20 protein-coding genes are annotated in these 21869 nt (G+C 75.1%); 5 read left to right on the top strand and 15 right to left on the bottom strand.

The window, feature by feature from the left end:
• Window positions 1-36: 36 nt before the first annotated feature.
• Window positions 37-1227 (top strand): SPFH domain-containing protein, encoded by a 1191-nt coding sequence (locus ACUJ8O_RS02205; protein ID WP_020624805.1) that lies wholly within the window; start codon window positions 37-39, stop codon window positions 1225-1227.
• A gap of 87 nt (window positions 1228-1314) precedes the next feature.
• On the top strand, window positions 1315-1662 hold the full coding sequence (locus ACUJ8O_RS02200) for an RNA polymerase-binding protein RbpA (RefSeq protein ID WP_012750883.1): 348 nt from the start codon (window positions 1315-1317) through the stop codon (window positions 1660-1662).
• 76 nt (window positions 1663-1738) lie between these two features.
• Here the strand turns inward: ACUJ8O_RS02200 and ACUJ8O_RS02195 are convergent, their stop codons facing one another.
• The 10 genes from ACUJ8O_RS02195 to ACUJ8O_RS02150 all read right to left on the bottom strand — a co-directional run bounded on the left by ACUJ8O_RS02195 (window position 1739) and on the right by ACUJ8O_RS02150 (window position 13148).
• Window positions 1739-2470, bottom strand: a complete 732-nt coding sequence (locus tag ACUJ8O_RS02195; RefSeq protein ID WP_115261081.1) for a polyprenol monophosphomannose synthase — start codon at window positions 2468-2470, stop codon at window positions 1739-1741.
• Between the two features lie 90 nt (window positions 2471-2560).
• Complete coding sequence (locus ACUJ8O_RS02190) at window positions 2561-3640, bottom strand: hypothetical protein (RefSeq protein ID WP_445373110.1); 1080 nt, start codon at window positions 3638-3640, stop codon at window positions 2561-2563.
• A gap of 19 nt (window positions 3641-3659) precedes the next feature.
• Window positions 3660-6650, bottom strand: coding sequence for a DEAD/DEAH box helicase (locus tag ACUJ8O_RS02185; protein WP_095346445.1), 2991 nt, complete (start codon window positions 6648-6650; stop codon window positions 3660-3662).
• A 74-nt stretch (window positions 6651-6724) separates the two neighbouring features.
• Complete coding sequence (gene tatC / locus ACUJ8O_RS02180; RefSeq protein WP_445373109.1) at window positions 6725-7582, bottom strand: twin-arginine translocase subunit TatC; 858 nt, start codon at window positions 7580-7582, stop codon at window positions 6725-6727.
• A gap of 20 nt (window positions 7583-7602) precedes the next feature.
• On the bottom strand, window positions 7603-7860 hold the full coding sequence (locus ACUJ8O_RS02175; RefSeq protein ID WP_002855080.1) for a twin-arginine translocase TatA/TatE family subunit: 258 nt from the start codon (window positions 7858-7860) through the stop codon (window positions 7603-7605).
• 37 nt (window positions 7861-7897) lie between these two features.
• Complete coding sequence (locus tag ACUJ8O_RS02170) at window positions 7898-9997, bottom strand: helix-turn-helix transcriptional regulator (RefSeq protein WP_095346443.1); 2100 nt, start codon at window positions 9995-9997, stop codon at window positions 7898-7900.
• An 11-nt stretch (window positions 9998-10008) separates the two neighbouring features.
• Entirely contained in the window at window positions 10009-10404 is a 396-nt protein-coding gene (locus ACUJ8O_RS02165; RefSeq protein ID WP_010078659.1) for an FKBP-type peptidyl-prolyl cis-trans isomerase, read from the bottom strand.
• A 32-nt stretch (window positions 10405-10436) separates the two neighbouring features.
• Entirely contained in the window at window positions 10437-11528 is a 1092-nt protein-coding gene (locus ACUJ8O_RS02160; protein WP_445373108.1) for an FKBP-type peptidyl-prolyl cis-trans isomerase, read from the bottom strand.
• A 37-nt stretch (window positions 11529-11565) separates the two neighbouring features.
• Complete coding sequence (gene pafA / locus ACUJ8O_RS02155) at window positions 11566-12960, bottom strand: Pup--protein ligase (RefSeq protein ID WP_095346439.1); 1395 nt, start codon at window positions 12958-12960, stop codon at window positions 11566-11568.
• Window positions 12957-13148, bottom strand: a complete 192-nt coding sequence (locus ACUJ8O_RS02150) for a ubiquitin-like protein Pup (protein WP_017488237.1) — start codon at window positions 13146-13148, stop codon at window positions 12957-12959. Before ACUJ8O_RS02150 ends, pafA begins: the two co-directional genes overlap by 4 nt.
• 124 nt (window positions 13149-13272) lie before the next feature.
• Between ACUJ8O_RS02150 and ACUJ8O_RS02145 the strand changes: the two genes are divergently transcribed.
• Window positions 13273-13737, top strand: coding sequence for a pyrimidine dimer DNA glycosylase/endonuclease V (locus tag ACUJ8O_RS02145; protein ID WP_036384792.1), 465 nt, complete (start codon window positions 13273-13275; stop codon window positions 13735-13737).
• A gap of 40 nt (window positions 13738-13777) precedes the next feature.
• The gene (locus ACUJ8O_RS02140) at window positions 13778-14371 is read left to right on the top strand and encodes a cyclodeaminase/cyclohydrolase family protein (protein WP_036384793.1); all 594 of its coding nucleotides are present in this window, start codon (window positions 13778-13780) and stop codon (window positions 14369-14371) included.
• 16 nt (window positions 14372-14387) lie between these two features.
• Here ACUJ8O_RS02140 and dop read toward each other — a convergent pair whose 3' ends face one another.
• From dop to ACUJ8O_RS02115, 5 genes are read right to left on the bottom strand one after another with little or no spacing between them, the layout of a single operon-like run.
• A complete protein-coding gene (gene dop, locus ACUJ8O_RS02135) occupies window positions 14388-16115 on the bottom strand; it encodes a depupylase/deamidase Dop (RefSeq protein ID WP_095346437.1) in 1728 nt (575 codons plus the stop codon).
• The gene (gene arc, locus ACUJ8O_RS02130; RefSeq protein WP_095346435.1) at window positions 16112-17866 is read right to left on the bottom strand and encodes a proteasome ATPase; all 1755 of its coding nucleotides are present in this window, start codon (window positions 17864-17866) and stop codon (window positions 16112-16114) included. Before arc ends, dop begins: the two co-directional genes overlap by 4 nt.
• Window positions 17867-18931 (bottom strand): tRNA (adenine-N1)-methyltransferase, encoded by a 1065-nt coding sequence (locus tag ACUJ8O_RS02125; protein ID WP_020627227.1) that lies wholly within the window; start codon window positions 18929-18931, stop codon window positions 17867-17869.
• 17 nt (window positions 18932-18948) lie between these two features.
• The gene (locus ACUJ8O_RS02120; RefSeq protein WP_036315175.1) at window positions 18949-20076 is read right to left on the bottom strand and encodes a site-2 protease family protein; all 1128 of its coding nucleotides are present in this window, start codon (window positions 20074-20076) and stop codon (window positions 18949-18951) included.
• Window positions 20073-20813: an HAD family hydrolase gene (locus ACUJ8O_RS02115; RefSeq protein WP_095695724.1), complete on the bottom strand. Its 741-nt coding sequence runs from the start codon at window positions 20811-20813 to the stop codon at window positions 20073-20075. The genes ACUJ8O_RS02120 and ACUJ8O_RS02115 overlap by 4 nt, the downstream gene beginning before the upstream one ends.
• A gap of 91 nt (window positions 20814-20904) precedes the next feature.
• Here ACUJ8O_RS02115 and ACUJ8O_RS02110 point away from each other — a divergent pair, with 91 nt between their 5' ends.
• A complete protein-coding gene (locus ACUJ8O_RS02110; RefSeq protein WP_036315178.1) occupies window positions 20905-21855 on the top strand; it encodes a proteasome assembly chaperone family protein in 951 nt (316 codons plus the stop codon).
• Window positions 21856-21869 lie beyond the last annotated feature (14 nt).

Here is a 21869-nt window from a genome sequence, read left to right as displayed (position 1 = left end):
GTTCCGACCGCACCGACCCCAGAAGAAGGGACCCCGATGGAAACCCTCATCGTCCTCGTCGTCCTCGCCGTCCTCGCGGCGGTGATCGTGGCCTCCTCGGTCAAGATCATCCCGCAGGCGCGGACGGCCAACATCGAACGCCTCGGCAAGTACAACCGCACGGCCGGCGCCGGGCTGACCCTGATCATCCCGTTCGTGGACCGCATGCTCCCGATGGTGGACATGCGCGAGCAGGTCGTCTCGTTCCCGCCCCAGCCGGTGATCACCGAGGACAACCTCGTCGTCTCCATCGACACGGTCGTCTACTTCCAGGTCACGGACGCCAAGGCCGCGACCTATGAGATCGCCAACTACATCCACGCGGTGGAGCAGCTCACCACCACCACCCTGCGCAACGTCGTGGGCGGCATGAATCTCGAGGAGGCCCTGACCTCTCGCGACTCCATCAACTCCCAGCTGCGCGGCGTGCTGGACGACGCCACCACGCGCTGGGGCCTGCGGGTCTCGCGGGTGGAGCTCAAGGCCATCGACCCGCCCATGTCCATCCAGGACTCGATGGAGAAGCAGATGCGCGCCGAGCGCGACCGTCGCGCCGCCATCCTCACCGCCGAGGGCACGAAGCAGGCCGCCATCCTCACGGCCGAGGGCGAGCGCCAGTCCCAGATCCTTTCCGCCGAGGGCGAGGCTCAGGCCCGCGTGCTGCGCGCCAACGCCGAGGCGGAGGCGATCGAGGTGGTCTTCGACGCCATCCACTCCGGCGGCGCCGACTCCGAGGTCCTGGCCTACCAGTACCTGCAGTCCCTGCCCAAGATCGCCGACGGCCAGGCCACCACCATGTTCGTGGTCCCTGCCGAGCTCACCCGCGCCCTGCAGGGCCTCGGTGAGGCGTTCGCCCCCGGCGACGGCGGCCGCCCCACCCCGGAGCACGCACCCCGGCGTCGGGACTCCGGGGACCGCGCGGGCGAGTCGGGAGCCGAGCACGCCGGCGTCACCCCGGAGCGCGCGCGGCGGCCGCGTGGGTCCCGTCCCACCACCGCCGATGCCCTGCGCGCCAGTGGCGTCATGGACGCGATGACCGCCGGTGCGGTGACGGCGGAGGACATGCCGCAGACCTCGCTCGACGAGGCCCTGGCCACGCCGCAGGAGATCGAGCCCGACCCGTCGGCCGGCCGCACCCCCGGCACCCGTCCGGCCGGCGAGGCCGACGGGAATGCTGTGGGACACTGAATGGTTCCATCAGTGAGGACGACCCGCCGCGCCTCGATCGGCCCGCGCCCCCGCGCGGGCCTCGGCGCGGCCTGACGAGGAGGAAACGTGAGCGATCGCAGCCTGCGGGGCATGCGCCTGGGCGCGCAGTCCCTGGAGTCCGAGGCCGGCGTCGAGCCCGCCGCCCGGCAGCGGGTGGAGTACCGCACGGAGGACGGCGAGCAGGTGTTCGTGACCTTCTCCGTGGAGGCGGACGTGCCGGCCACCTGGACCTCGAAGACCGGCAAGGAGGCGTTCCTCGTCAGCGGCGAGAAGCCGGCTGAGACCGAGGGCAAGCCCGTGCGCACCCACTGGGACATGCTGCGCGAGCGCCGCAGCCTCGAGGAGCTGGAGGAGACGTACAAGATCCAGCTCAACAAGCTGCGCGCCAGCCGCGGCGAGGACGTCGACGCCTGACCCGCCGCTCCCCCACGCACGACGGGGCCGGATCCGCCATGGATCCGGCCCCGTCGTCGTTCGGGGGCTGTGCGCCTCAGAGGCCGAGGCGGGCGCGCAGGCCCTCCCAGCGCGCGGCCAGGCCCCACCGGGTCACGTTGACCACGGCCTCGCCGACGATGCCGCCGCTCATCTTGGACTCGCCGAGCTCACGCTCCACGAACGTGATCGGGACCTCGACGATCCGCTTGCCGAGGCGGGCCGTGCGGAAGGTCATGTCCACCTGGAACCCGTAGCCCTTGGACTCGATCGCGTCGAGGTCGATCGCACGGAGCGTGTCGGCCCGGTAGGCGCGGTAGCCCGCCGTGATGTCCGTCAGGTTGAGGCCGAGCATGATCCGCGGGTACAGGGATCCGGCCCACGAGATCATCTTGCGGGAGGTCGGCCAGTTCACCATCTTGCCGCCCGGCACGCGGCGCGAGCCGATCACCAGGTCCGCGGTGCGGACGGCCTCCAGCAGGCGCGGCAGCTGCTCCGGCTGGTGCGAGCCGTCTGCGTCCATCTCGACCAGGACGTCGTAGCCGCGCTCCAGGCCCCAGCGGAACCCGGCGATGTAGGCGCCGCCCAGGCCGTCCTTGGTGGTGCGGTGCAGCACGTGCACCGAGGGGTCCTCGGCGGCGCGGGCGTCAGCCCAGTCGCCCGTGCCGTCCGGGGAGGCGTCGTCCACCACGAGAACGTCGGACTCCGGGACGGCGTCACGGAGTCGGCCGAGGGTCAGCGGCAGCGACTCGATCTCGTTGTACGTGGGGATGATGGTCAGCACGCGCATGTGCGGTTCTCGCCTTCCGGCCGGGGTCGTGGGGGCGGCCCGCCGGTCGGACGGGCCATCGCATCCGTTCGAGTATAGGAAGCGGAGGTCTCAGACCGGCGTCGCGGCGTCGCGCGCCACGTCCTCCGCGGCGATCCGGCCGTCCACCCAGGTGGCCCGCCAGCGGGGCAGGGTGGTCTCGGCATCGAGGGCCGGCAGCAGCGGCGTGCCGGCCCGGGTGTCCGTGCTCCACGCCGCCACCCGGCCGTCCGGCGACTGCACAGCCACCGCGTCCGCGTCCCAGACGCCGAACACGGCCGGGGCCGACACGCTCAGGCGCGGGGCGACGGACAGGCGTGCCGCCGGAGCGTCGGGCAACGCGCGCAGCGGGGTGCGGGTCGCGGCGGCGAAGGCGGAGCGGGCGGAGATGCGCTCGTCCGGGTCGGGGTGGGACAGCGCCGACCGGACGGCGGCCCACGGGTCCCCGGCCGGGCCGGCACCGAGGCACACGGAGACGGCGTCGGCCAGCAGGCTCGCCACGGGTGCGTGCAGCACGCCGTCCGCGTCGGGCACGACGGTGGCACTGACCCCGGCGGCGGCCAGGAAGGCGCGGTCCTCGGCGGTGACCGGGTGGGTGACCACGAGCCGATGGCGCACGCGCCCCAGGGCGGCGGTGCCGAGTTCCTCTGCGACCGAGCGCAGGGCGGTCAGGGCCACGTCCTGGGCGCCGGGCCCGGCGTCCGCGTCGTCGTCGGGGACGAGGTAGGCCTGCTCCCCCGCCTGGGTCGAGGCCGTCAGGAGAGCGGCGAGCGTGGCGGGGTCGGTCCCGATGGGCAGCCACACCCCGGCCGCCTCGGCGTCCACGCGGTCCGCGTGCCGGTAGACGACCGTCTGGACGTCCTCGTCGGCAGGCGCGGCGCCCGTGTCCTCGGGCGCGGCCAGGACCGTCACGACGGCGGTGCCGCGACTCAGCGCGTCACGCGCGTCCGCGGGCCGGGCCAGCGGCTCGACGAACACCGGCACGACGACGGCGCCGTCGAGGTCGCGCCGTTCGTCGCCCGGGTCGGCCACGCGGTCCGCGGAGTCGTCCGCGCCGAGCCAGGCGATCATCCCGTCCCGGACCAGCAGCGCCTGTGCGTACGGGTCCGTCGTCGAGTGGATGATGCCGTGGGTCAACAGGTGTGCGCTCACCCGCCCACCCTAGCCCGTGTCAGTCCTCGTCCGCGCGCGGGGCCGAGGCCGCCGGCAGCGAGGTGGCCACGACGCCGCGGGAGACGAGGTCCGCGGCCCGGCGGCAGGCACGGCTGCGACGGGCGTCCCCGGGGACGTTGGCCAGCTGGTCCAGCACGTCGATGACCTGCCGCGCCCAGCGGACGAAGTCGCCCGCGGCGAGGTCCGCGCCCTCGAGGGTGCGGCGCAGGGTGGCCCCCCGCACCCAGCGATGCATGGGCGCCACCAGGCCGGGGTCCGTCCGGGGCGTGGGCTCGAGCCGTGCCTGGGCCTCGTCCGTGCGCAGGCGCTCCTCGATGCGCTCGGCGGCCTCCGCGACGCGTGCGAGCCGGGGGGTCGGCATCGGGACCAGTCCGGGCTCGGTCTCCCCCTTGCCCTGGTACACGAGCAGCGCGGCGACGGCGGCCCACTCCTCCGGCGTCAGGCCGTCCGTGGCCGGATCCTGCAGCACCAGGGAGGTGAACAGGTCCCGCTCGCCGTAGATCCGGCGCAGGGCCTCGCCGCGCTCCGTGAGCGCCGCACGGGGCGAGGACGCGTCCTCCTGGACGTAGCCGTAGGCGCGCAGCAGAGCGACCACGCGGTCGAACGTGCGGGCGATGGTGTTGGTGCGGCCCGCGATGCGTTCCCGCAGGACGAAGACCTCCCGCCGCATGGCCCACCAGCGGTCGCCCCAGCGGGCGTGCTCCTCGCGGTCCTGGCAGCCGTGGCACGGGTGGCGGCGCAGCGCCCGGCGCAGCTCCTCGACCCGGGGTGCGGCCGGGTCCTCCCGGAGGCGGAAGCCCGCCGTGCGGCGGCCTCCGGCGGGCGGGCGGCCCGTGCGCACGGCCTCGCGCATGAGGGCGGCGACGTCCTTGCGCTGCGTGGGCGTCTTCACCTGCACCACCTGGGGCAGGGCGGCGCCCGCCACCGGCTCGACCGGCCCGGCGACGTCGTCCACCGTGATGCGGCGCAGCTGCGCCTTGTCCGTGACGACGCCGACGCGCGGGTTCTGGGGGTTGCCGGCGGGGAACACGACGACGGCCCGCCCGAGCGCGCGGCCGGCGTCGAGCTCGACGACGTCCCCGACCGCGAGGTTCGCGAGCGAGTCCTTCACGGCGGCCAGGTGGGCCCGACGGCGCCCCTGCGAGCCGGACTTCTCCGCGGCCGCGAGCTCCTTGCGCAGGGTGAGGTATTCGGCGAAGTCGCCGAGGTGACACTGCATGGCCTCCTCGTACTTCTCGAGGCTGGCCTGCTTCGAGCGGACTTCGCGGGCCAGCCCCACCACGGAGCGGTCCGCCTGGAACTGGGCGAACGAGGACTCGAGGATGCCCCGCGCCCGCTCCGCGCCGACCTGCGCCAGCAGGTTCGCGGACATGTTGTAGGTGGGCCGGAACGAGGAGTGCAGCGGGTAGGTGCGGCGCGAGGCCAGGCCCGCGACGGCGGCCGGGTCCAGCCCGGGACGCCACATCACCACGGCGTGGCCCTCGACGTCGATGCCGCGGCGGCCCGCCCGGCCCGTCAGCTGGGTGTACTCCCCCGGCGTGATGTCGACGTGGTTCTCGCCGTTGAACTTGACCAGCTTCTCGATCACCACGGAGCGGGCCGGCATGTTGATGCCGAGGGCGAGGGTCTCCGTGGCGAACACGGCCTTGAGCGCGCCGGCGGTGAACAGGTCCTCGACGGCCTCCTTGAACGGGGGCAGCATACCGGCGTGGTGGGCCGCGAAGCCCCGGGACAGGCCGTCCCGCCACGCCCAGAACCCGAGGATCTCCAGGTCCTCGACGGGCAGCAGGCGCGCCGCCTCCTCGACCCGCTCGGCCACGAGCGCCTTCTCCCGCGCCGTGGTGAGGTCGAGCCCGGCCCGCAGGCACTGCTCCACGGCGGCGTCGCAGCCGGTCCGCGAGAAGATGAAGGTGATGCATGGCAGCAGCCCGTCGCGGTCGAGGACCCGGATCATCTCCGGACGCGACGTGGACAGCCGCGGTCCGCGCCGCGGGCCGCCGTCGTGACCGCCCGGCCGACCGGAGACCGGCCGCTCCCGGTCCAGTGCGGACGAGCCGGTCCGGCCCCGGCCGCCGTCGCGACCCGTGTGCCGGCCGCCCCTGGCCCGCCCCTTCGTGCCGCCCCCGCGCCCGTCGCGGTGCTGCTGCCGCCCGGGGCGCCCCCAGTCGGCGCGCTGGAACCGGCGCTCGGCCTCCTCCCCCAGGCGCTTGAGCTCGGGGTTGAGCAGGGCCTCCCCGTCCCGGTCCGCGGCGTCCTCGAAGGCGATGTCCTCGGCGAACAGGTCGTAGAGCCGGCCCCCGGCCATGATGTGCTGCCACAGCGGCACCGGCCGGTGTTCCGAGACGATCACGGTGGTGGCGCCCCGGACCGTGTCGAGCCAGGCGCCGAACTCCTCGGCGTTGGACACCGTGGCGGACAGGGAGATCAGCTGCACGTGCTCGGGCAGGTGGATGATGACCTCCTCCCACACCGGTCCCCGGAACCGGTCGGCGAGGTAGTGGACCTCGTCCATGACGACGAAGCCGAGGTCGATGAGGGTGTCCGACTGCGCGTACAGCATGTTGCGCAGCACCTCGGTGGTCATCACGACGACGGGCGCGTCCGGATTGACGGAGGTGTCCCCCGTGAGCAGGCCGACGTTCTCCGCGCCGTGCACGCGGGCGAGGTCCGCGTGCTTCTGGTTGCTGAGGGCCTTGATGGGGGTGGTGTAGAACGCCTTCGTGCCGCGGGCCAGGGCCAGGTGGACGGCGAACTCGCCGACCACCGTCTTGCCGGCACCGGTGGGCGCCGCGACGAGGACGCCGTGGCCGTCCTCGACCTCGGCGCACGCGCGGCGCTGGAAGTCGTCGAGGGGGAAGCCCACGCGTGCGGCGAACCGGCCGAGCTCGGAGCCGGCATGGTGCCGGGCCGCCCGGGCACGGGCGTAGCGCTCCGCCGGGCTCAGCTCGGGTTCGTCGTGCGGGGTCGCGGACGCGGGATGGTGGGCCATGGCCCCACCCTACTGGCGGGTCCGGACGCCGTCGTGGTCGTGCGTCCGGGCGTGAGGGCTGCGGCGTACGACGCTCAGATCTGATCGAGCGGCTTCGGGCCTTCGGCGAGCTCCGCCTCGACGTCCACCTCGCGCTGCCCCGAGCGGCGGTCACGACGACGGTCCCCCCACAGACACAGGACGATGGCCACGCCGAAGAGGACGACGAGCGGGATCGCCATGTAGAACATGGAGATGGCGTCCGCACCGGGGGCGGCGATCGCGGCGATCAGCATGATCACGAAGACGGTGATGCGCCAGTGGTGGACGATCGTGCGGCCCGGCAGGATGCCGAGCATGTTCAGTCCCACCAGCAGCACCGGCAGCACCATGGCCACGCCGAACGCGAGGTAGAGACGCGTGACGAAGCTGATGTACACCGACGCCGTCGGGAGATTCGCGCCGCCCTCGGGAGTGAAGCCCACGAAGAACTGGACGGCCTGCGGCATCACGAGCCACCCCAGCGCGATGCCGAAGATGAACAGGGGCACGGCCGCGGCGATGAAGCCCAGGGCGTACTTCTTCTCGGCCTTCTTCAGACCCGGCACGATGAACGCCCAGATCTGGTAGAGCCAGACCGGGCTGGACAGGATGAGCCCGATGAACATGCTGCCCTTGAGCATGAGGTCGAACGGCGAGGCCACCGTGTCATAGGCGACGGCCGCCGTGTGCCCCTGGCTGGCGATCTCCTTGACCGGGCGGAACAGCTCCGCCATGACCGGCTGGTAGACGAGGAAGCCGACCACCATGCCGACCGCGACGGCGAGTCCCGACTTCAGCAGTCGGTTGCGCAGCTCCGTGAGGTGCTCGCGCAGCGGCATCTCGCCGGTGGGGTTGTCCCGCCGCTTCCGGCGGCGCCGGGTGCGGCGGGCGACCTCGTCGACCTCGGTCATCGGGTGGGGGTCCTTCCGGCTCAGCGCGGGTCGCGCGGGTCGGTCTCGTCACGCTCGACGACGCGGCCCTCGACCGGCTCGTCCGCGGCGGTGGAGCCGGCGCCGGAGCGCTCGTCCGTGGTGCCCTTGCCCTCGGTGCGCATCTGCTTCACCTCGGAGGAGAAGATGCGCATCGACTGGCCGAGGTTGCGGGCCATCGCGGGCAGCTTCGGCGCCGCGAAGAGCAGGATCGCGAGCAGGATGATGATGACGAGCTGCCAGCCCTGGAGTCCAGCCATGATGAGGGGTCCTTTCGATGGGGTTCCGGGGTCCAGGCTACCGCGCCGGCAGGGCCGCGAGGGCATCGCCCAGCGCGTCCGCCACGGACGCCCGGAGGTCGGCGGGGGCCAGCACCTGGACGGCTCCGCCGTGGCGTCCGACCAGCGCGGCGGCCACGCCGGCGTCGGTCAGATGCACCCGGGTGAGGCGGTCGCCGTCGGGCAGGTCGGCCTGGGCGTCCGGGCGGTAGCCGGCGGCCGCGTCGCGGACGGGATGGGCCCAGCGCAGCAGCACGGGCACCCCCACGGCGTCGTCGGGGTGGACCCGCCAGCGTGCGGGCCGGGCCCGGGGCGCGAACGTCTCCCCCGTGGGTGCGGGCGCGCTGATCCGGTCCACCCGGAACACCCGGTGGTCCTCGGCGCGACGACACCACGCCTGCAGGTAGAGGCGCGCCCCGTCCTGCACCAGGGCCAGCGGCTCCACGTCCCGCTCGGTGAGGGCATCGGCATGCACGGAGCGGTAGGTCAGGTGCACGACGGCCCGCTCCGCCACGGCGGCCAGCAGGGTGCGCACCGTCGCGGGGTCCACGGCCACGTCCCAGTGGGCGGCGACGGCGACCGGGGGCCCGCCGGCGGTGTGCGCCTCGGCCTCCCGGAGGGCGGCGTCGTCCGCGTCGTCCGCATCCGGGGCCCCCGCGTCCAGGACCGCGGCGCGGATCCGGCGCTGGGCGGAGCGGGCGGCCTCGCGGTCGGCCTCGTCCAGCACCGGCAGGTCCGCGACCGTCTGCAGGGCGGCCACGAGGCTGTGCGCCTCGGGGCGCGTCAGCCGCACGGGACCGGCCAGGTCGGCGGCGCGCTCCACGTGGACGCGGCCGGCCACCTCCGCCACCTCGAACTGGAAGCCGGGGAAGTCCCGCTCGGGCATGCCGCAGTAGCGCAGCGTCTCGAGGTCGGCGTCGAGGCGCTCGTCGGTGACCCCGAGACGCGCGCGCAGCTCCGCCCGGTCCACCCCACCGGCCCGGTTGGCCAGCCCCACGATGTCCAGCAGGCGGCCCACGAGGTCCTCGCTCGAGTCGCGGGCGCGGCGCCGGACGGGCGCGGCGAGCGCCACCTCGAGCAGGGCCGGGTCGGCGGGGCCGGCGTGGGTCTCCGCCGCGGCGGCCAGGCCCGCGCGGACGCGGTCGGTCAGGTCCGGGTGCGCGGCCGAGGGCACGGCCCGGCCCAGCAGGCCGCCGATCTCCGCGGCGAGGCCGTCCTCGCGCGGTCCGGCGGGGGCCTCCCAGAGCTCCCAGTCGGGCCCCGGTGCGGCGCCGTCCTCGACCCGGGGCTCGGCCGGCTCACCGACCGCGCGGACGCCCTGACCCCGGCCGGGCGCGAGCCACACCCGGACCCGCTCGGCGTCGGCCTGCCCGGCCAGGCGCGCCACGAGGCCGGCGTGGTCGTGGTCCTCGGGACGGCCGGGGGCGTCCGTCGCCCGCTCGACGCGGCGCGGCTCCCCCTCCATCCGGGTGAGCCGGAAGCTGCGCTCGGCGCCGCGGTCGAGGTCCCAGCCGGTGAGGTACCAGCGGCCGCGCACGAGGGTGAGGAACCAGGCCCGCACGGTGCGCCGGGTGGCCCGCCCCCGCGCGTCGCGGTAGGGGAAGCGCAGCACGGCCTCGTCGGCCACGGCCTGGGTGAGGGCCTCGAGCCGGGGGTCGGCCCGGGGCATGAGGGTGTGGTACCCGGCCAGCTCGTCGTCGCCCGTGAGGTCGGTGGCCGGCTGGAACAGCAGGCCCACGGCGCGGACGACGTCGGCGCGCAGCGGCGAGTCACCCCACAGGCGACGCGCCCGCACGAGGGCGCGGCGCTCGTCCACGGTGAGGTCGAGGTCGCGCAGCAGCAGCGCATCGCGGACGACGCGGTGCCGCACCCCCGCCTCGCCCTCGTCGAAGCCCGCGGGTTCGAGGGTCTCCAGCGGGACCCCCACGGCGCGCAGCACGCGGCGGTCCCGCTGGAAGAGCTTCTCGAAGGCGGCGTCCGTGAGCCCCTCATAGCCGACGACCTGCCGTCGGATCCGGTCACGCTCGAGGCCATGCGGTGCCGAGAGCAGCAGCCACAGCAGCGAGATGATGCGCTCGGCGGCCTCGTCGCCGGCGCGCCGCGGGGCGGGTGGGGTCACGGGGCCCGGGGTCAGTCGACCGAGACGAGGTCGCAGACGAAGATGAGCGTCTCGTTCGGCCCGATCGCGGAGCCGGCGCCGCGGGCGCCGTAGCCCAGGTGCGGCGGGATCTCGAGGCGGCGGCGGCCGCCGACCTTCATGCCGAGCAGGCCCTGGTCCCAGCCGGCGATGACCTGGCCGACGCCGACGGTCAGGGGCAGCGGGGTGCCGCGGTTCCACGAGGCGTCGAACTCCTCGCCGGTGGACCAGGCCACGCCCACGTAGTGGACCTGCACGCGGGAGCCGGCCTCGACGGCCGGGCCGGAGCCCTCGATCAGGTCCTCCACCACGAGCTCGGTGGGCGGGGTCTCGCCCGGGAAGTCGATCTCGGGCTTGGTGCGGTCGTAGTCGCGCTGTCCGAAGGACACGGTGCTCTCCTCTGGGGTTCTCGTGGACGGGGTCAGTTCGCCGACGGGGTGGCGGACGCCTGGGCGTCCAGGATGTCCACGACGAACAGCAGGGGCTCGTTCTCGCCGATGTCCGGCGGGCTGCCCTGCTCACCGTAGGCCTTCTCGGCCGGGATCGACAGGAGGACGCGCGAGCCCACCTTCTGGCCGGCCAGACCCTCCTTCCAGCCCTCGATGACCTGATTGAGGGAGAACGTGATCGCCTGGCCCGTCTCCCAGGACGAGTCGAAGACCTCGCCGTCGGACCACGTCACCCCCTCATACTGCACGGTCACGGTGTCGTCCGCCCCGACTTCGCGGCCCTCGCCCTCGATCAGGGGCTGGACCACCAGCTCCTGGGGCGCCTCGCCGTCGGGCTTCGCGATGCTCGGCCGGCCGCTCTCCTCGTCCACGGTGACGTCGGGCAGGCGCTCGTCCCGCTCGGTCACCTCCTCGCCCTCGGCCTGCTTCGGCAGGATGGCGTCGATCTTGTAGACGAACAGCTGGGCGGGCTGCGTCTGGGTGGAGGGGGAGGCGCTCGGCGACGCGCTCTCGGTCTGCGGGACGGGGACGTCGTACTGGGGGCTGTACGCGGCGACGATCGTGCCGGCGCCGCTGCCCACCAGCATCTCGTGGATCTCCGGGTTCATGGACTTGAGCTGGTCGTCCACGGGCACGGCCTCCGGTTCGCCGCTGAAGTTCTCGGCGACCACCTCGCCGCTGGCCGGATCGACGACGGCGATCGACATCTTCAGGACGTCGCCCTCCTGCACCTGCTCCCCCTCGCCGGCGGTCAGCACGCGCGTGGTGGGCTGGTCGGTGTCGATCTCCCCGTCGATCTCGACCGTCGGCGCCCCGCCGTCGCCCTCCGTGAAGGTGACACCCGTCAGGGCGTCCGGCTCCCCCTCGCCCTCGCCGACGGCCGCCCGCTCGGGGGCGGCCGACGTGGAGGCCGACGCGGTGTCGCTGTGGGGCTGGTCCGCGCCGTCGTCGCCGGTGGCGCAGGCGGTGGCCAACATCAGGCCCGCGGCGCCGAGGGACAGCAGCGGCAGCAGGCGGCGACGGCGGCGGGCCGTCGGGGGCTGGGGGGTCTCGAACGAACTCATGCGGGTCACCCTAACGGCGCGTCCTGGACGCGCGCTGTCAGGCGATCCGCTCGAACAGCCGGTCGACGGCGGCCGACGACGTGTCGAACGGGTCCTTCGTCACGATCGCGTGCAGCGGATGGTCGGTGAGCTTCAGGGTCGTCCAGTCGACGGCGTAGTCCAGGCCGCGCTCCCGGGCGCGGGCCACGAAGTCCGCGCGCACGCGGGCCCGGGTGGTGGGCGGGGCGGCCTCCACGGCGGACCGGGCGGCGTCCTCGGGCAGCAGGCGCGCGACGGCGCCGCGCCGCAGCAGCAGGCGGAACAGCCCCCGGTCGGGGTCGATGTCGTGGAAGGCCAGGTCCAGCTGGGCGAGGCGGGGCGCGTCCCAGCCCAGGTCGTGGCGGGCCCGGTAGTCCTCCAGCAGGCGCAGCTTGATCGCCCAGTCGATGCGGTCCTCGATGCGGGACCGGTCACCGGTGCGGACGGCGTCGAGCACCTCGCCCCACAGGGTGAGGACCTCCCCCACCCGGTCGTGGTGGGCACCCTCCGCGGCGACGAAGGCGCGGGCCCGCTCGAGGTAGTGCTCCTGCAGCTCGAGGGCGGAGGCCTCCCCCTCCCGGAGCGCGATGCGGGCCGTGCCGGTGAGGTCGTGCGAGATCTGCCGCACCGCGCGGGTGGGGTGGGCGACGACGCGGTCCCCGAGCGGGAAGCCCGCCTCGATCATCCGCAGCAGCAGGTCGGTGGCGCCGAAGCGCAGCAGGTGGGTGTGCTCGGAGAGGTTCGTGTCCCCCACGATCACGTGGAGGCGCCGGTACTCGGAGGCGTCCGCGTGCGGTTCGTCCCGCGTGTTGATGATCGGCCGGGACCGCGTGGTGGAGGAGGACACGCCGTCCTGCACGAAGTCGGCGCGCTGGGAGAACGCGAAGTGGGCCGGGCCCTCGCCCTCGGGCCACGTGCCGGCGGGCACGACGCGGCCCGCGCCCACGAGGATCTGCCGGGAGACGAGGAACGGGACGAGCGCCTCGGTGAGCCGCCGGTACTCGGTGCGCCGGCGCAGCAGGTAGTTCTCGTGGGAGCCGTAGGAACTGCCCGAGGAGTCGGCGTTGTTGCGGTAGAGGTGGATCCGGCCGCCGACCCCGTCCGCGGCCATGCGCTCCTCGGCCTGGACCACGAGGTCGTGCAGCAGCAGGTCCCCCGCCCCGTCCGAGGCGATGAGCTCGTCGAGCGTCGAGCACTCGGCGGTCGCGTACTCGGGGTGGGACCCGACGTCGAGATAGAGCCGGGAGCCGTTGGCCACGAACACGTTCGAGGACCTCCCCCACTCGACGACGGGCCGGAAGAGATAGCGGACGACCTCTTCGGGGCTCAGCGGGCGCCCCTGCGGGTTCCAGTGCTGGACGCCGTACTCCGTCTCCAGCCCGAAGATCCGGCGGGCGCGGTCCGCGTCGGTCACTGGCCGCCCTTCTGGACGAAGCCCTTGACGAACTCCTCGGCGTTGGACTCCAGCACCGAGTCGATCTCGTCCAGCAGGCTGTCCAGGCCCTGGTCCTGGGCCGCGGGCTTCACGTGCGCCTGGCCCGCCGCGGCGCCGGTCTCGTCGTCGCCGCCGGACGGGCGTGGGCGGATCTGCTCCTGGGACATGGTGGCCTCCTCGTGCGTCGACGCGGGTCGGTGTGCTCCGTCCGCGTCCACCCATCCTGCCCCACGCGCGGGCCACGTTTCAGCCCCACGTCCCCGGGTTGCCCCACGCTGGCAGGATGGGGGCATGCGCCTGTGGACCCTTCATCCCCGCCACCTCGACCGCCAGGGCCTGACGGGCGCCTGGCGCGAGGCCCTGCTCGCGCAGGCCGTCCTGGCCGGCCGCACGCGCGGGTATCGGGACCACCCGCAGCTGCTGAGGTTCCGGGAGCACCCGGACCCGTCCGGCGCCGTCGGTGCGTTCCTCTCCGGCCTCGAGGCCGAGGCCACGGCGCGCGGCTATCGCTTCGATCACTCCCGGATCGACCGGCCGTGCCCCGCCCCCGACGGCGCCGTGCGCATCCCGCCCGCCGGTCTCGCACCGATCCCGGCCACCACGGGCCAGCGCGACCTGGAGTGGCGTCACCTGTGCGCCAAGCTGGCCGCGCGCAGCCCCGCCTGGCTCGAACAGTGGTCGGACACGCCCGTCCCCGACGTGCACCCGCTGTTCACGATCGTCCCGGGGCCGGTCGCGTCCTGGGAGCGCGCCTGAGGGCGGGCCGCGGTCGGGCCCGGTCTGGCACCGTGGGGGCATGATCCGCGACGAGAGCATCGAGAGCTATCTGGGCCGCCTCGCCTCCGGCGAGCCCACCCCCGGTGGCGGCGCGACGGGCGCGCTGGCGGTCGCCGAGGGCGCCGGACTGCTGGCCATGGCGGCCCGGTTCAGCGCAGCCGAGGAGGACGCCCGGGCATCGGAGGGCCTGATCGCGGCGTGCCTCGGCCTCGCCGACGGCGACGAGCGGGGCTTCGGCGCCGTGGCCGAGGCGTTCGGGCTGCCCCGCGACACCCCGGAGGACCGGGCCCGGCGCTCGGCCGCGATCCAGGCCGCCCTGGCCGAGGCCGTCCGGCCACCCCGCGGGATCGTCGATGCCGCCGCGCGTGCACTGGACCTGGCCGAGCGTGTGCTGGACGCGGCGAACCCGAACGTGCTCTCCGACGTCGGTGCGGCGCTCGGCTGCGTCCGGGGCGGCCTCACCGCCGCCGCGGTGACCCTCGAGACCAACCTGGGCCCCCTCCGCGACGAGGGCCTGGAGGGCATCGTGCGCACCGACGTCGACCGGGCGGACCGTCTCGTCGCGCGGGCGGACGCCCTGCTGGGCCGCGTGCGCGCGGCCGTCACGGGCTGAGCGCCCGCCCGCACCTTCAGGCCCGCGCGCCGAACAGCGGCGGCAGCGTGGCCGCGAGCGTCTCGTCGTCGGGCCGGGGCGCGGCGGCGTCCTCCCACCAGCCGGGCAGGTCCACGGCGGCGCCGACCAGCGGCTCGGCCAGGTGCAGCCGGTGCACCCGCTCCCCCGCCCCGCGCAGCAGCAGCGTCTCCCACGCGGCGCCGGCCACGCGGTCACCGTGGCGGCCCACGAGGTTGCCGCGGGTCCACGCGCGGGTGGCCCGCGGCGGCGTGGCGACGGCGGCACGGATCTCCGCCTCATCGGCGAGCGTCCGGAGGGCGCCGGCGGCCACGAGGCGGCGGTGCAGGGAGCGGGCCGGGCGCAGGTCGGCGTACTGCAGGTCCACCATCGCGAGGCGGGGGTCGGTCCAGTCCGCGCCCGTGCGGGCCCGCAGGCCCTCGAGGACGCGCAGCTTGGCCGCCCAGTCGGCGCGGTCGCTCAGGGACAGCGGATCCGCGGTGGCGTCGTCGAGGTCGATGGCCCAGGCCTCCAGCACCTCGCGCGTCTGCGGATCCGTCACCCCGAAGGCGGCGCAGTGGGCGCGGGCCGCGTCCAGGTAGGACCGCAGGATCTGCAGCCCGGTCCAGTGCCGGCGCACGGGGCCGTCCGCGGTGCGTTCGAGCAGCGGCACCGTGGCCCGCAGACCCGGGTCGTGGCTGATCGTCTGCAACGCGGCCACCGGGTCGTCCAGGGTGAGCCGGGGCGCCGTCCCGGCCTCGGCCATCGCGAGGACGAGCGCGGTCATGCCCATCCGCAGCCACGTGGCGTGCTGGCTCAGCGTCGCGTCGCCGATGATCACGTGGAGCCGGCGGTAGGCCTCGGGACGGGCGTGCGGCTCGTCCCGCGTGTTGACGATCGGCCGGTGGATCGTGGTCTCCAGCCCCACGGGCTCCTCGAAGTAGTCGGCCCGCTGCGACAGCTGGAAGCCCGGCCGCTCCCCCGCCGGGCCGAGCCCCACGCGGCCCGCGCCCACGAGCACCTGCCGCGCCGCGAAGAACGGCAGCAGGACGGCGGTGAGCTCCTCGAAGTCGAGGGACCGGGCCACGAGGTAGTTCTCGTGCGCGCCGTAGGACTGGCCCTTGCCGTCCACGTTGTTCTTGTAGACCAGCACCTCCGGGGCGCCCTCGGCCTGGCCGATGTGCTCGGCCGCCGCCTGCGCGACCAGGTCCCCGGCGGCGTCCCACACCATGGCGTCCCGCGGGGTGGTCGTCTCCGGCGACGAGTACTCCGGGTGGGCGTGGTCCACGTACCAGCGCGCACCGTTGGCCAGCACGGTGGACAGGAGCAGGTGCACGGGCTCCCCGTCCGGGCCCACGAGCGCCTCGTCGGTCAGCTGCGAGGGGTGCGCCGCCGAACGCGGCAGCCGCCAGCCGCGGGCGTCCACGAGCGGCGACTCCCCCGTGTAGTCCCACTCCGTGCCGGCCACCGCCGAGCCGGACCGGGTGACCAGGTCCGCGTACGCGTTCACGAGCTCGACCGAGAGCACGCTGTGGTGCGCCCCCGGGTTGGCCGGCGCGTGGATGCCGAACTCGGTCTCCGTGCCCATCACGCGGTGCACGCCCCAGCCCGCGGCGTCCCTCCCGTTCGGGGGCACCGCCGCGCCGTGGAACAGCCGGCGCTGGCCCTCGAAGGCGGGGGTCGGGCCGACGTCGACGGCGGCGGCCCGGGCGAAGCCGTCCGCGGCCCCGCGGCCGAACGCGCTCATGCCTCGACCCCCCGGACCATGCGCAGCGAGCGCAGCCGAGGACCGCGCCAGCCGGAGGTGCGCGCCCACTCGGCGGGCGCGACCGTGGCCAGCAGGTCCGTCTGGTCCTCCAGCACCGCGGCCACGGCCTCGCGCAGGTGGCCCTCGCGGACGCCGAGCGCGGCCGGGGCCTGGCCGGCGGCCAGGTAGTCGCGCACCGCGTGCCGCTTGGCGCGGTCCACGACGTCGGCCACCACGGCGCCCGAGACGAGGTCGGCCAGGTGCAGGGCGTGGGTCGTGCCGGACACGTCCGTCAGCTCCGCCAGCGCGGTGTCCGCGCCGCGGTCGTAGAGGGCGGCGACCGTCCGGGCGATGAGCGTCGCGCGGGCCGCGTCCGCGGAGCCGGCCGCGACGACGTCGTCGGCGTGCAGGGGCACGTCTACGGTGAGGTGCTTGGCCATGATCTCCGCGGCGCCGTCGGCGTCGGGACGGTCCACGCGGATCTTCACGTCCAGTCGGCCGGGGCGGAGCACGGCCGGGTCGATCATGTCCTCGCGGTTGGAGGCGCCGATGACGATCACGTTCTCGAGGGCCTCGACGCCGTCGATCTCGGTGAGCAGCTGCGGGACGATCGTGGTCTCCACGTCCGAGGAGACGCCGGAGCCGCGCGTGCGGAACAGCGACTCCATCTCGTCGAAGAAGATGACCACGGGGAAGCCGGCGTCGGCCTTCTCGCGGGCCCGGTCGAAGATGACGCGGATCTGCCGCTCGGTCTCGCCCACGTACTTGTTCAGCAGCTCGGGTCCCTTGACGTTGAGGAAGAACGAGCGCTCGCCGTCCGCGCTGCGGGCCGAGAGGGCGTTGGCCACGGCCTTGGCGAGCATGGTCTTGCCGGTGCCGGGCGGGCCGTACAGCATGATCCCCTTGGGGGCGCGCAGGCCGTGCTCGCGGTAGACCTCGGGGTGCAGGAACGGGATCTCGACGGCCTCGCGGATCCGGTCGATCTGCGGGCCGAGGCCGCCGATGTCCTCGAATGTGACGTCCGGGACCTCTTCCAGCAGCACCTCGTCCACCTCGGACAGCTCGACCCGCCGCAGCGCCCATTCGACGCGGGCGTCCACGGTGACGGCGTCCCCGTGGCGCAGGTCGACGCCCTCCAGCGCGGGCGCGCGCCGCACCACGCGCTCCTCGTCCGCCGTGCCGGCCAGGACGAGGCCGCCGTCGGGCAGCGCCTCCTTGACGCGCAGCAGCTGACCCGACCCCGTGCCCGGGGCGACGCCGACGATCGAGCTGGACTCGTCCAGCAGCACCTGGGCGCCGGGGGTGAGGCGGGCGGCGTCGAGCAGCGGGGAGACCGTCACGCGCAGCCGCCGGCCGTTCTGCATGACGTCCGCTCCCCCGCGCACCACGGCGCCGGTCTCCACGCCCTCCTCGGGCTCGCGCGGGGCATGGACGGCCTCGAGGGTGGCGAAGGTGAACGGCGGATGCGTGACGGCGTCCAGGTTCTCCTTGAGCGTCGTGATCTCGGCGCGCGTGGCCTCGAGCAGCTCGACCATGCGCCGGTTGTTGCGGGCGGCCGTCTGCGTCTGGGCCTCGGCGGCCCGACGGCGTTCGCTCAGGCCGGCGGCGTGCCGCTGGGCGGACTGCAGCTGGTGCCGCAGCCGTTCGGCCTCGGCCTGGGATTGCCGCAGCAGCTCCCGTGCCTCGGCGAGGCGCTGCTCGGCGTGCTCCGTGCCTGATTGCGCGTGGTGGTCCACCGGTGCTCCGTCCACTCAGTCCTGCTCCCCGGTCGGGGTCCTCCCACCGTACGCGTCCACGCCCTGCTCGGCGGCGCGTGACCGCGCGGCCATGAGGCGGGCCTCCTTCGCCGCCTTGCGCGCCTTCTTGTCTGTGATCGGCCGTTCGCCGAGGGCCTCGGGCGTCCACCGGGCCTCGTCGGCCGGCTGCCAGGCCTCGACGTCCTCGGCTCTGAACTCGGAGACCTTGGAGCGCTTCTTCAGGCGCAGCGCCTCCTCGCCCGAGGCCAGGCGGCGGGCCGTGAGGAGGAAGCCGGTGTGCGCGACCATGCGGTGGTCGGGGCGCACGGCGAGCCCGTCCAGGTGCCAGCCGCGCACGAGGGTCTCGTTGGCCTCGACCTGCGTGAAGCGGCCCGAGTCCCGGATGGCCTCGGCCACGCGGGAGAGCTGGGTGGCGGTGGCCACGTAGTTCAGCCACACACCGCCGGGGGCCAGGACCTCGGCGACGGCGTCGAGGCATTCCCAGGGGGCCAGCATGTCCAGGACCACCCGGTCCACGGAGCCCGGCTCGTGGACCTTGGGCATCTCCTCCTGCGCGTCGCCGAGGTGCACCGACCAGGCGGGGTGCTCGGCGCCGAAGAAGGCCTCCACATTGGCCCGGGCGACGTCCGCGAACTCCGGGCGGCGCTCGTAGGAGTGCAGGCGACCGTGGTCGCCCACGGCGCGCAGCAGGGACATGGACAGGGCGCCGGAGCCCACGCCGGCCTCGACCACGACGGCGCCCGGGAAGATGTCCGCCTGCTGCACGATCTGCGCCGCGTCCTTCGGGTAGACCACCGTGGCGCCGCGGGGCATGGACAGGACGAAGTCGTTCAGCAGGGGGCGCAGCACCTGGTACGGCTGGCCGGCCGAGTTCTCGACCACGACGCCCTCGAAGCCGCCGATCAGGTCGTCGTGCCGCAGCACGCCCTGGTAGCTGTGGAACTCCCCGCCGGGCAGCAGGGTGATCGTGTTGAGGCGGCCCTTCGCGTCCTTGATCTGCACGCGCTGGCCGGCCCGCAGGGGGCCGCGGCGCGCGCTCACGCCGGTGGGTTCGGTCATGGGGGGGCTCCTTCGGTTCAGGGACGCCGCGTCGCGTCGACGGCGGCGAGGATCGTCTCGCGGGGCACCACGGAGCGCACGAGGCCGTGCGCGTCGGTCAGCACCCACACGGGGGTCTGGGGGTCGGCCAGGCGGGCGGCCAGGTCGGGACCGGCGGCGGGGACGTCGTCGCGGACGAGGACGGCCTCCGGAGCCAGGGCGACGGCGACCGCGGCCAGGGCGGTGGTCGTGCGGCGCGCCGGGGTCAGGCCCGCCGCGGCCGTGAGGTCCAGCACGCCGCGGGGCCGACCGGCCCCGTCCACGGCCACGACGGCGCGGCGGCCGCCGTCCGCCTGGGCCAGGGCCTCGGCGACGCTGAGGTGCTCGGGCAGGGCGATGGCGGGCGCCTCGACCTGCTCGAGCCGCAGGGTCTCCAGCCGGCGGCTCCAGCGCCCGTGGCGCACGGCGTCGTCCGCGCCCCGCCACAGCGTGAGGGCGACCCAGGCCGCCAGGACGACGACGAACAGGTCCGGCGCGCGGCCTGCGAGGGTCGGGGGGCCGAGCACCGCCGCGAGGACGCCCACCGCGACGACGCGCCCGGCCCAGCCGGCCGCCTCGACGCCACGGGCCCGGGAGCCGGTGGCGGCCCAGACGGCGGACTCGACCATGCGGCCGCCGTCGAGCGGGGTGCCCGGCAGCGCGTTGAACGCGGCCAGGAGGAGGTTGGCCCACACCGTGACCTCGAGCAGCAGGGCGGGAACGGACGGGCCGGGCACGGCGCGGGCCGCCAGATGGGCGAGGCCCGCGAGCACGAGGTTCGCGGCGGGGCCGGCCATCGCGGTGAGGACCGTGTCCAGCGGTCGAGCGGACGGGCTGCGGAACTGGGTGTGCCCGCCCCACAGGGTGAGCGCGATCTCCTCGGTGCGCTGGCCGAAGGCGCGGCCGGTGAGGGCGTGGGCGGCCTCGTGGACCAGGACGGAGAGGGCCAGGAGCACGGCGTACCCCAGGGCGACCGCGTAGGCGCCGCCGCCGATCGCGGGCAGCGCGCGCTGGATCTGCGGGCCGAACGCGAGGGTGATGACCGCGGCGATCAGGAGCCAGGACCAGGACAGGCGCACCGGCGCGCCGGCGATCGTGCCCAGCCGGACGGAGGCGGGCCCGCTCATCCGGCCCCGTCCGCCCCGGGCCCGCGCGCGGCGGCGATCCGGCGGACCGCGGCGAGGTCGGCCGGCGTGCGGCCGGCGAGCGTCGTCCACTCGACGGTCGCGAGCCCCGCCGGCAGCGGCAGCACGCTGGGCACGCCGACCGTCGGCAGGCCCGCGGCCACGGCCGCGCCGACGCCCACCGGGGAGTCCTCGACCGCCACACAGTCGGCGGCCGTCAGCCCCGGTGTCCGCTCGGCCAGCAGCTGCAGGCCCAGCCGGTACGCCTCCGGGTCGGGCTTGCCCCGGGAGACCATGTCCCCCGAGACGACGACGTCCAGCGTGCCCGCCGGCGCCCGCTCGGCCAGTGCGCGGGCCAGTGGGGCATGGGACATCGTCACGAGGGCGCCCGGCACGCCGGCCTCGGCGAGCGCGACGAGCAGCTCCCGGGCACCCGGCCGCCATGGCACCCCACGGACGACCCCCTGGACGACCTCGTCCATCGTCAGGTCGATGATCCGCTGCACGGGCAGGTCCAGCCCGGCCTCCTGCAGGCGGCGCGCTCCCTCGTCGAGGGGGCGTCCCACGAGGGAGGCGGCCAGGTCATCCGACCAGGTGCCGCCGTGCTCGACCACCAGGCGGCGCTGGACGGCGTTCCACAGGGGCTCCGTGTCCACGAGGGTGCCGTCCATGTCCCACAGGACGGCGCGTGGCAGGCGGCGGGCACGGTCGTCCGGGGCGGGCGCGGGGTGGCGGGGCATGGAGTGCATCCTATCGAGCGCCGCCGCCGGGGTGTGCGGGGCGGGTCGCGGGCCGTGGCCCCGTCGTCGGGCCGTGTCTAGGCTGGCCGCCATGACCGACGCTACCTCCGAGGACCAGCCGGACGACGTCCTGGGCCCGCTGCGGACCCACCTGACGGCGACCGTGGACGAGCTCGAGGCCGGGCGGCGGGCCCCCACGGTCCTGTTGCTGGCCTTCGAGGGGTGGAACGACGCCGGGGAGGCCGCGACCGGGGCCCTGGGCGCGCTGCGGGAGCAGTGGGACGCGGCGGACGCGGGACGGGTGTGCGACGGCGAGTTCTACGACTACCAGGTCACTCGACCCCTGGTCCGGCGCGACGCCGACGGGCTGGGGACGCTGGACTGGCCGGCGGTCACCCTGCACGAGGCGCTCCTGGACCGTGAGGGTCGGCCCGTCGCGGGCGAGGCTGCCCCGCCGGACGGGGTGCGTGTGCTCCTCGCCGTCGGCGTGGAGCCGAACGTGCGGTGGCGCGCGTTCCTCGAGGAGCTGTTCACGGCGGCCGACGCGCGTGACGTGGACGCCGTCGTGACGCTGGGCGCGCTGCTGGCGGACGTGCCCCACACCCGGCCCCTGCGCGCCCGCCCGACCTCGCCGCTCGTGGACGTGCGGGTGGCCGTCGGCGCGGACCGTCCGGTCTACGAGGGGCCCACCGGGATCATCGGCGTCATCGCGGACGAGGCCGCGCGCCGCGGCCTGCCGAGCCTCTCGCTGTGGGGGACGGTGCCCCACTACGTGGCCCAGGCGCCCTCCCCCAAGACGCTGCTCGGGCTGGTCGAGGCGGTCGAGGACCTGCTGCACGTGAGCGTGTCCACGCGCGGGCTCGAGGACGACGCGAGGGCCTGGCAGCGCGGCGTGGACGAGCTGGCCGCCGAGGACCCCGACGTCGCCGCCTACGTCCGGCAGCTCGAGGAGGCCCAGGACACCCAGCAGCTGCCGGAGGCCTCGGGCGAGTCGATCGCGCGGGAGTTCGAGCGCTATCTGCGCGGGCGCGGCGGACGCTGACGCCCGGCCGCGCC

The organism is Micrococcus sp. EWR3.9.1, assembly GCF_052615555.1.
The sequence above is the reverse complement of the archived record's forward strand: the minus strand, read 5'-3'. Positions and strand labels throughout refer to the sequence as shown.

Excerpts from the sequence above, each read along its gene's own strand:
- ACUJ8O_RS02120 (WP_036315175.1), bottom strand. The coding sequence starts at position 20,076 with ATGAGCGGGCCCGCCTCCGTCCGGCTGGGCACGATCGCCGGCGCGCCG.
- ACUJ8O_RS02185 (WP_095346445.1), bottom strand. The coding sequence starts at position 6,650 with ATGGCCCACCATCCCGCGTCCGCGACCCCGCACGACGAACCCGAGCTG.
- tatC (WP_445373109.1), bottom strand. The coding sequence starts at position 7,582 with ATGACCGAGGTCGACGAGGTCGCCCGCCGCACCCGGCGCCGCCGGAAG.
- dop (WP_095346437.1), bottom strand. The coding sequence starts at position 16,115 with ATGAGCGCGTTCGGCCGCGGGGCCGCGGACGGCTTCGCCCGGGCCGCC.
- ACUJ8O_RS02195 (WP_115261081.1), bottom strand. The coding sequence starts at position 2,470 with ATGCGCGTGCTGACCATCATCCCCACGTACAACGAGATCGAGTCGCTG.
- ACUJ8O_RS02205 (WP_020624805.1), top strand. The coding sequence starts at position 37 with ATGGAAACCCTCATCGTCCTCGTCGTCCTCGCCGTCCTCGCGGCGGTG.
- ACUJ8O_RS02175 (WP_002855080.1), bottom strand. The coding sequence starts at position 7,860 with ATGGCTGGACTCCAGGGCTGGCAGCTCGTCATCATCATCCTGCTCGCG.
- ACUJ8O_RS02125 (WP_020627227.1), bottom strand. The coding sequence starts at position 18,931 with ATGACCGAACCCACCGGCGTGAGCGCGCGCCGCGGCCCCCTGCGGGCC.
- ACUJ8O_RS02150 (WP_017488237.1), bottom strand. The coding sequence starts at position 13,148 with ATGTCCCAGGAGCAGATCCGCCCACGCCCGTCCGGCGGCGACGACGAG.
- ACUJ8O_RS02110 (WP_036315178.1), top strand. The coding sequence starts at position 20,905 with ATGACCGACGCTACCTCCGAGGACCAGCCGGACGACGTCCTGGGCCCG.
- ACUJ8O_RS02145 (WP_036384792.1), top strand. The coding sequence starts at position 13,273 with ATGCGCCTGTGGACCCTTCATCCCCGCCACCTCGACCGCCAGGGCCTG.
- ACUJ8O_RS02115 (WP_095695724.1), bottom strand. The coding sequence starts at position 20,813 with ATGCCCCGCCACCCCGCGCCCGCCCCGGACGACCGTGCCCGCCGCCTG.
- ACUJ8O_RS02140 (WP_036384793.1), top strand. The coding sequence starts at position 13,778 with ATGATCCGCGACGAGAGCATCGAGAGCTATCTGGGCCGCCTCGCCTCC.
- ACUJ8O_RS02160 (WP_445373108.1), bottom strand. The coding sequence starts at position 11,528 with ATGAGTTCGTTCGAGACCCCCCAGCCCCCGACGGCCCGCCGCCGTCGC.